A 7,554-nucleotide genomic window follows, 5' to 3' on the forward strand; every position below is an offset into this window, starting at 1 on the left:
GGCCGGTGCATGAGCACCGGCCGCGCTTCAGCGTTTGCGGCGTCAGCCTGCGATGTGCGCGCGGACCTTCTCGACGAGTTCAGTGAATGCTCGACCACGGTGAGACACCGCGTTCTTCTCTTCCCGGCTGTACTCCGCCAGGGACCGTTCCTGACCTTCCGGGATGAAGATGGGGTCGTAGCCGAACCCGCCCGAACCGCGAGGTGCGCGGGCCAGTGTTCCCGGCAGGGCACCTCGGCAGACGATCTCGGTGCCGTCCGTGTCGACAAAAGCTGCGGCACACACAAAAGCGGCACCTCGGTCGGCGTCCTTGACGTCGGCCAGCTGAGCCAGCAGCAGCCGGTTGTTGGCGAGGTCATCGCCGTGGGCACCACTCCAACGGGCCGAGAAGATGCCCGGTGATCCACCCAGAATGCTGACGGTCAGGCCGGAATCGTCCGCAAAGGCGGGCATACCGGATTCAGCAGCGGCCGCGCGGGCTTTGATGAGGGCGTTCTCTTCGAACGTCGTGCCGTCCTCCACGGGGTTGGCCAGTCCCAGAGCCGATGACGTCACAACCGTCATGCCCGGCAGGGTGCGCGACAGGATCGCTTCGAGTTCAGCGCGCTTGCCTTCGTTCCCGGTGGCAAGGACCGCGCGTTTGCCTTCGCCGCCGCTCATGCTTCGAGGGCTTCTTTCTGCAGGCGGGTCAGCTCGGCACAGCCGATCGAAGCCAGGTCGAGCAGTGTGCCCAGTTCGGTGCGATCGAAGGGCTTGCCTTCTGCGGTTCCCTGGATTTCGATGAACTTGCCGGAGCCGGTCATGACGACGTTCATGTCGGTTTCGGCCTGCGAGTCCTCTTCGTAGGGAAGGTCGAGAACCGGGGTGCCGTCGACGATGCCGACGGAGACGGCCGCCAGTGAGTCTTTCAGCACCTGGGCGTTCTTGGTGATCCAGCCGAGTTCGCGGCCCTTTTCGATTGCGTCGTGCAGCGCGAGGTACGCCCCGGTGATCGCTGCCGTGCGAGTGCCGCCGTCGGCCTGGAGGACGTCGCAGTCCAGCTGGATGGTGTTTTCGCCCAGCTGTGCCGTGTCGACAACGGCACGGAGGCTGCGGCCGATGAGGCGGGAGATTTCGTGGGTGCGGCCGCCGACTTTGCCGCGGACGGATTCGCGGCTTGAGCGGGTGTGGGTTGCGCGCGGCAGCATGGCGTATTCGCCGGTGACCCAGCCAGTGCCCTCGCCTTTGAGCCAGCGGGGCACACCTTCGGTCAGGGATGCCGCGCACAGCACGCGGGTGTTGCCGAACTCCACGAGCACGGAGCCTTCGGCGTGGTCGAGCCAGCCGCGCTGGAAGGAAACGGGTCGAAGCTGATCGGCCGTGCGGCCGTCAAAGCGGGTCATGACTGCTCCTCAATGTTGTTGTTCGGCGCTGGCGTCTGCCGGTTTTTACGGCTGCTGCGCGCGGATTTCCCATGTGCGGTCGGGTACCGCAAGGTCGATTGTGCCGCTGTAGTGGCGTGCTGCCGCGGCGGTGACAGTGTCGCTGTTGGTCCAGGGGGCGATGTGGGTCAGGACCAGCCGCTTGGTGCCGGCTTCCTGTGCTGTGCGGCCGGCTCGTTCACCGTTGAGGTGAATGCCGCGCACTGTGTCGCGGCCGTCTTCGAATGCGGCTTCGCACAGGAAGAGGTCGGCCTCACGCGCGGCTGTGGTCAGGTTCTCGCAGGCGTCGGAGTCACCGGAGTAGGCAAGCACCGCACCGTTGTATTCGATCCGCACGGCGTAGGCCTCGACCGGGTGGTGCACCAGGTGCGGGGTGATGGTCACGGGGCCGACCGTGAACGGCTGGCCGTCGCGCATGTCGGTGAACTCGAATGCCTGCTCCAAACCGTCCGAGGTGGAATCGGCTGGGACGGGGCTTGCTCCGGGGTCCGTGTGGTGGGCTGCCGTGAGCCTTTCGCGGGTGCCGGCCGGACCGTACACCGCCAGACGGTTGGGTGGGCCTCCGGCGTCGAGGAACCGCGGGTCGTAGCGGTGCATGACGTAGAGTCCGGTGACGTCGAGGCAGTGGTCGGGGTGCAGGTGGCTGAGCACCACCGCGTCGATGTCGGTGCGGTTGATCCAGCGCTGCAGCGGCCCCAGTGCGCCCGAACCCAAGTCGAGCACGATGTTCCACGTCCGCTCGGCTTCAATCTGCAGCAGATAGCAGCTGGCAGCCGCGTGGGGTCCCGGGTAGGAGCCTGACGTGCCGATCGCAGTGAGTTTCATCATCGGCCGTCTCCGTCCAACTGGTTCATGAACAGTTCTGTGAAGCGCTCCTGCATCCAGGACAGGAAGTCGTAGATGGACAGCAGGGCGGCTTCGTTGTCGTCCAGGTTGTCGTCATTGTCGTAGAGCTGCTGCATGTCGTCTTCGGTGACGATGCCCAGCCGACTGGTGATGACCAGGCGGACGTCGGTGAGCCCAATCATCCAGGCGTGCGCTTCGTCGCGGCCGATGTCGGCGGGGCTGGTGCGGCTCAGGGTGAAGAGGATGGTCTGCAGGTTCGCGATTTTGCCTTCGCGGATGTCGTTTTCGGTGTAGCGGCGGAATTCGGCGGAGGCTTCCGGGTTTTCCGGGTCGGCGTCCGGCAGCAGCCGCAGAAGCGCTGGGTCGGTGGGGCGTTCGCGGTCTTCTATGCCGACCATCTTTGCCAGCGGGTCGTCGCTTTCGCTGTCGGACCGGCTGTCGAGCAGGGCGATGGTGTCGCTGACAACACGGGCGATGATCGCCTTTTCTGTGTTGTCGAATTCCAGTTGGGCGAATTCGGAGTTCCCGGGCGAGATCTTCATGCCGCTCCCCCGGAGTCCATCTGGCGGCAGGAGGCCCACAGGCCGAAGCCGTGCATGGCGGCCGTGTCTTTTTCCATTTCTTCGCGGGATCCCTGGGACACGATGGCTTTGCCTTCGCAGTGGACCTGCCGCATGAGTTCGGCGGCTTTTTCGCGGGAGTACCCGAAGTAGGACCGGAACACGTATGTCACGTAGGACATGAGGTTGACCGGGTCGTTGAACACGATCGTCACCCACGGCAGAGCAGGATCGGTCTGGACGTCGGCGAGGACGTCCGATTCTGCGACGGGCATGGCGGTGGTGCTCACAGCTCTCAACTGTATTGCACGGAGTGCCAAAAGACCCGCTGTGTGGTCCGATATGCTCGCGAGTATGCGTGAACTCACAACGCCTGACGGACCTTCGACCGCTCTTCTTACCGACCATTACGAACTGACGATGCTGCAGGCGGCTTTGGATGCCGGCACTGCGGACACTCCGTGTTTGTTTGAGATGTTCGGGCGCAGACTTCCGGCGGGCCGCCGCTACGGCGTGGTTGCCGGCACCGGCCGCTTTCTGGAAGGGTTGAGCCGTTTCCAGTTCGGCGATGCTGAGCTGCGCTTCCTGCGTGACACGGGTGTTGTGTCCGAGGACGCTCTGGATTGGCTGGCGGATTACCGGTTCTCGGGAACGATCCGCGGCTACCGGGAGGGCGACGTCTATTTCCCCGGTTCGCCTCTGCTCATTGTCGAAGCCTCGTTTGCCGAAGCCGTCATTCTGGAGACCCTCGCTCTGTCGGTGTACAACTACGACAGTGCTGTTGCTGCTGCGGCTTCGCGCATGAGCGGTGTGGCTCGAGGCCGCCCGCTGGCGGAGATGGGTTCGCGGCGCACAAATGAAAGCAGCGCTGTTGCCGCGGCCCGCGCGGCTGTTGTCGCCGGTTTTTCTTCTACGTCGAACCTCGAGGCGGGGCGTCGGTATGGCCTGCGCACGATTGGCACCTCTGCACATTCCTTCACTCTTCTGCACCCAACGGAAGAAGATGCCTTCCGCGCGCAGATCAATTCGCTCGGCGCTGACACGACTGTCCTGTTGGATACCTATGACGTTGACGCGGCACTCGAAACTGCGGTTCGCATTGCCGGGCCGAATCTTGGCGGTGTGCGCTTGGATTCGGGCGACTTGGGCATTCAGGCGGCCGAGGTGCGCGAAAAGCTCGATGCGCTGGGAGCGCACAACACGACGATCACGGTGACGAGCGACCTCGATGAGTACGCGATTGCGTCCTTGGCTTCTGCCCCGGTGGATTCCTACGGTGTTGGCACGCGTCTGGTGACCGGCTCTGGTGCGCCGTCCGCGAACCTCGTCTATAAGCTCACGGCCCGGCAGGATGATGAGGGCACGTGGCACTCGGTGGCGAAGAAGGCTGCCGGCAAGGGCTCCCACGGTGGCCTCAAGACCGCCAGACGGGTGCTCTCAGGGGGCACCGCCACGCAGGAGGCAATCGGTGTGCCCCACCTGCCCGACGGCGTAGGCGAAGGGCGGGATCTGCAGGTGGACTTTGTTGTCGATGGGGAAATCGACGACAGCTTCACAGGCCCCCAGGCGGTTGTCCGCGCTCAGGAAATGCACCGGGCCGCGATGGCGGAGCTGCCGCGTTCGGCTCGCCGCCTGCAGGACGGCGACCCGACGATCCCCACGATCTTCTACGACGCCTAAGCGGCGACCCGGGTAATCAGCGGCGACTATTTTCTGCCGACGAACCAGCGCTGCAGGGTGTTGATGCGGTCGAGGATCTGTTCGCGGCTGGCCTGCGCAACGGCCGGTCCCCCACAGGCACGCCGCAGTTCCAGGTGAATGGAGCCGTGCGGTTTTCCTGTGCGGCGGGCCCACGCTCCGACCATGGACTGCAGTTTGCTGCGGTCTTCTTTCAGTGCGCGGTGCTGCAGCTCTGCTGCTTCCGCCTGCGGCTGTGGTGGGGCGGCCTGGCCGCTGCTGCCGCGCCGTTTGACCTGTTCGGCCTGCCGGGCGCGCAGGAGTTCGGCCACCTGGTCGGGTTCGAGCAGACCGGGCAGGCCGATGAAGTCGAGTTCGTCCTCTGAGCCGACGGCACCTCCGGCACCGAATTCACCGCCGTCGAACAGCACCTTGTCGAATGACGCCTGTGATTCCAGAGCCTCGTAGGCTCCTTCGTCCAGCGACGATGACGCATTTTCGTTCCTGTTGGCCTGCTCCATCGCTTCGTCGTCGAGCAGGTGCTCATCGTCTTCGACGTCTTCGCGTCTGATGTCGAGCGCGTGGTCGCGTTCGACTTCCAGGGAGTTTGCCAGTGCCAGCAGGATCGGCACGGATGGCAGGAAGATGGAGGCTGTTTCGCCGCGTTTGCGTGCGCGCACAAAACGGCCGATGGCCTGTGCGAAGAACAGCGGGGTTGCCGAGGATGTCGCGTAGACGCCCACCGCCAGGCGCGGCACGTCGACGCCTTCTGACACCATGCGCACCGCGACCATCCACCGGCGGTCGGACTCTTGGAATTCATCGATCCGATCACTGGCGCCGGCTTCGTCCGACAGGACGACGGTGACCTCTTCGCCGGTGATCTGCTTGAGCTGTTTTGCGTAGGCGCGGGCGGTGCTCTGGTCGGTTGCGATGACAAGACCACCAGCGTCAGGGACCGTGCGCCGCACTTCGCTCAGCCTGATATCGGCTGCTTTGAGGACGGCGGGGATCCATTCGCCCTTGGGGTCCAGAGCGGTTCGCCACGCTTGAGCGTGAACGTCCTTTGTCGCATCAGCTCCCAGGAGGGTTTCCATGACATCGCCGGTTTTGGTCTTCCAGCGCATATTGCCCGAATAGGTCATGAAGATGACCGGGCGGACCACGCCGTCTTCCAGGGCCCGCGAATAGCCGTAGGAGTAGTCAGCCTGCGAGGTGCGGATGCCCTCGTCATCGGGTTCGTAGACGACGAACGGAATTGCAGCGGTGTCGGAGCGGAAGGGCGTACCGGTCAGCGACAGGCGCCTGCGGGCGGGACTGAAGGCCTCGCGGATGGCGTCACCCCAGGACAGTGCGTCGCCGGCGTGGTGTACCTCGTCGAGGATCACGAGGGTGCGTGCGCGGGCCGTCCTGTTGTGGTGCAGAACGGGTTTTGCGGCCACCTGAGCGTAGGTGACTGCGACACCGTGAAAGCCGGGGGCGGTTGAACCGTCGCTGTTCTTAAAGCGCGGATCGAGCTTGATGCCGACACGGCCGGCTGCATCGGCCCACTGCACTTTGAGGTGCTCTGTCGGCGCGACAACGGTGATGCGGTCGACTTTGCGCTGAGCCAGCAGTTCGGCGGCCAGGCGCAGTGCAAAGGTGGTTTTACCTGCCCCTGGTGTTGCGACGGCGAGGAAATCTCGCGGTTCGGTGGTGAAGTACTGTTCGAGGGCTTCAGCCTGCCAGGCACGAAGCTTGCCGGCTGTACCCCACGCTGCGCGTTCGGGATAAGCCGGAGGCAGATGTTCTGCTGCCGAGGTGCCCGGAACTCTTCCGGGTACGTTCACTGGTCGTCGGGCTCCTGGGGGCCTTCGGGCATGGATTCGTAGATCTCTCGGCAGGCCGGGCAGACAGGGAATTTCTGGGGGTCACGGGAGGGAACCCACACCTTGCCGCACAGGGCGACGATGGGTGTTCCGGTGACCATTGCCTCCATGATCTTGGCTTTGGGGGCGTAGTGCGAAAAGCGTTCGTGGTCGCCGGGTTCGGTCAGCTGCTCCTGTTGCTGACGTTCGATGGTGGCACTGCCACCGGGAGCCGAGAACGTTTCAGACATGCCAGCATTCTAGCCGCCTAGACTGAAGGCTATGGATACGCCCCAACGTGATCTTGTCGGCATTGATGAGTACCGCCGTATGACCGGCTATATGTCGACGGGCCTTGCTGTTCTCACCTGTGCGAAGGGTTCACACACCGCGGCGATCACTGTTGATTCCTACATGAGTGTGTCGTGGGATCCGCCGACGATGGCGGTTTCTGTTTATTCGGGTTCACGGATGATGGAGGCGCTGGATACCGCAAGCAGGTACACGCTGAGTGTTCTGTCTGCAGACCAGCAGGACACTGCAGAATGGCTTGGAACGCCCGGGCAGCCCATCTACGGACTGTTGTCACAGATCCCCACGGAGACGACCGAATTGGACGAGGTGGTCATTGCCGACTGCCTTGCCTATTTCACTGTGGACATTGCGCAGCGCACGGAGATAACAACGCACACCCTGGTGTCTGGACCGGTTGTCGATCAGGGTGAGCGAAACACTGAGGGCACTCCCCTGCAGCGTTTTCATCGGTCCTATGGGACGTTTACTGAGCGGAGCTGAGTTGCAAAGCTGAGAGCGGATACAAAAAAATCCCCGGGTGGCATGAAGCCGCACGGGGAAACAAAGGATAGAACACGCAGCAGGGCTGCCAGAGAGGTTTAGCAAGGCGCCTAAAACGGTTAGCGCGGTTGTTGAAGGGCCCGTAAATGGGTGAAGGCCCTGCAGGTGCCCCGGGGAGCAAATCAATGCTCAACCCTCGGGGGCGACCTGTCAGGGCCTTCGTTATGGGTGATTGCGGCAGTGTCTTACTCTCCCACACATGTGTGCAGTACCATCAGCGCTGTCAGGCTTAGCTTCCGGGTTCGGAATGGGGACCGGGCGTTTCCCTGACGCTTTTACCACCGCAAAATCTCTGGGTGTTATTGAAATACGTTTGTGTGTGGACGCGAACAAACAGTGATTGTTTGT

Annotated in this window: 9 protein-coding genes and 1 rRNA gene; 2 read left to right on the forward strand and 8 right to left on the reverse strand. The window is 63.4% G+C overall.

Translation table 11 applies throughout. The annotated features are described in order from the left end of the window. Nucleotides 1–42 precede the first annotated feature (42 nt). From rdgB to clpS, 5 genes are read right to left on the reverse strand one after another with little or no spacing between them, the layout of a single operon-like run. Nucleotides 43–660: an RdgB/HAM1 family non-canonical purine NTP pyrophosphatase gene (rdgB, locus tag HMPREF3087_RS01010; RefSeq protein WP_062019624.1), complete on the reverse strand. Its 618-nt coding sequence runs from the start codon at nt 658–660 to the stop codon at nt 43–45. Then, nucleotides 657–1,382, reverse strand: coding sequence for a ribonuclease PH (gene rph, locus HMPREF3087_RS01015; RefSeq protein WP_061943841.1), 726 nt, complete (start codon nt 1,380–1,382; stop codon nt 657–659). Before rph ends, rdgB begins: the two co-directional genes overlap by 4 nt. Nucleotides 1,383–1,427: 45 nt before the next feature. Further along, a complete protein-coding gene (locus tag HMPREF3087_RS01020; protein WP_083271957.1) occupies nt 1,428–2,249 on the reverse strand; it encodes an MBL fold metallo-hydrolase in 822 nt (273 codons plus the stop codon). Continuing rightward, nucleotides 2,246–2,809 (reverse strand): DUF2017 domain-containing protein, encoded by a 564-nt coding sequence (locus HMPREF3087_RS01025; RefSeq protein WP_070427740.1) that lies wholly within the window; start codon nt 2,807–2,809, stop codon nt 2,246–2,248. The genes HMPREF3087_RS01020 and HMPREF3087_RS01025 overlap by 4 nt, the downstream gene beginning before the upstream one ends. Then, nucleotides 2,806–3,102, reverse strand: a complete 297-nt coding sequence (gene clpS / locus HMPREF3087_RS01030; protein ID WP_062019850.1) for an ATP-dependent Clp protease adapter ClpS — start codon at nt 3,100–3,102, stop codon at nt 2,806–2,808. Before clpS ends, HMPREF3087_RS01025 begins: the two co-directional genes overlap by 4 nt. Nucleotides 3,103–3,181: 79 nt before the next feature. Here clpS and HMPREF3087_RS01035 point away from each other — a divergent pair, with 79 nt between their 5' ends. Continuing rightward, nucleotides 3,182–4,507 carry a nicotinate phosphoribosyltransferase gene (locus HMPREF3087_RS01035; RefSeq protein ID WP_070427744.1) on the forward strand — a complete coding sequence of 442 codons (1,326 nt, stop codon included), beginning with the start codon at nt 3,182–3,184 and terminating at the stop codon, nt 4,505–4,507. 26 nt (nt 4,508–4,533) lie between these two features. Here HMPREF3087_RS01035 and HMPREF3087_RS01040 read toward each other — a convergent pair whose 3' ends face one another. Both HMPREF3087_RS01040 and HMPREF3087_RS01045 read right to left on the reverse strand, forming a co-directional pair. Beyond that, nucleotides 4,534–6,333 carry a DEAD/DEAH box helicase gene (locus HMPREF3087_RS01040; protein WP_070427741.1) on the reverse strand — a complete coding sequence of 600 codons (1,800 nt, stop codon included), beginning with the start codon at nt 6,331–6,333 and terminating at the stop codon, nt 4,534–4,536. After that, nucleotides 6,330–6,602 (reverse strand): DUF3039 domain-containing protein, encoded by a 273-nt coding sequence (locus HMPREF3087_RS01045; RefSeq protein ID WP_061943832.1) that lies wholly within the window; start codon nt 6,600–6,602, stop codon nt 6,330–6,332. The genes HMPREF3087_RS01040 and HMPREF3087_RS01045 overlap by 4 nt, the downstream gene beginning before the upstream one ends. Nucleotides 6,603–6,633: 31 nt before the next feature. On the opposite strand from HMPREF3087_RS01045, the gene HMPREF3087_RS01050 reads away from it, so the two are divergent. After that, entirely contained in the window at nt 6,634–7,146 is a 513-nt protein-coding gene (locus HMPREF3087_RS01050; RefSeq protein ID WP_070427742.1) for a flavin reductase family protein, read from the forward strand. A 232-nt stretch (nt 7,147–7,378) separates the two neighbouring features. Here HMPREF3087_RS01050 and rrf read toward each other — a convergent pair. Further along, nucleotides 7,379–7,492 (reverse strand): 5S ribosomal RNA (gene rrf / locus HMPREF3087_RS01055). Between the last annotated feature and the right edge of the window lie 62 nt (nt 7,493–7,554).

Origin of the sequence: Brevibacterium sp. HMSC22B09, from assembly GCF_001806795.1 — a bacterium.
GTDB classification, from domain to species: Bacteria; Actinomycetota; Actinomycetes; order Actinomycetales; family Brevibacteriaceae; genus Brevibacterium; species Brevibacterium ravenspurgense.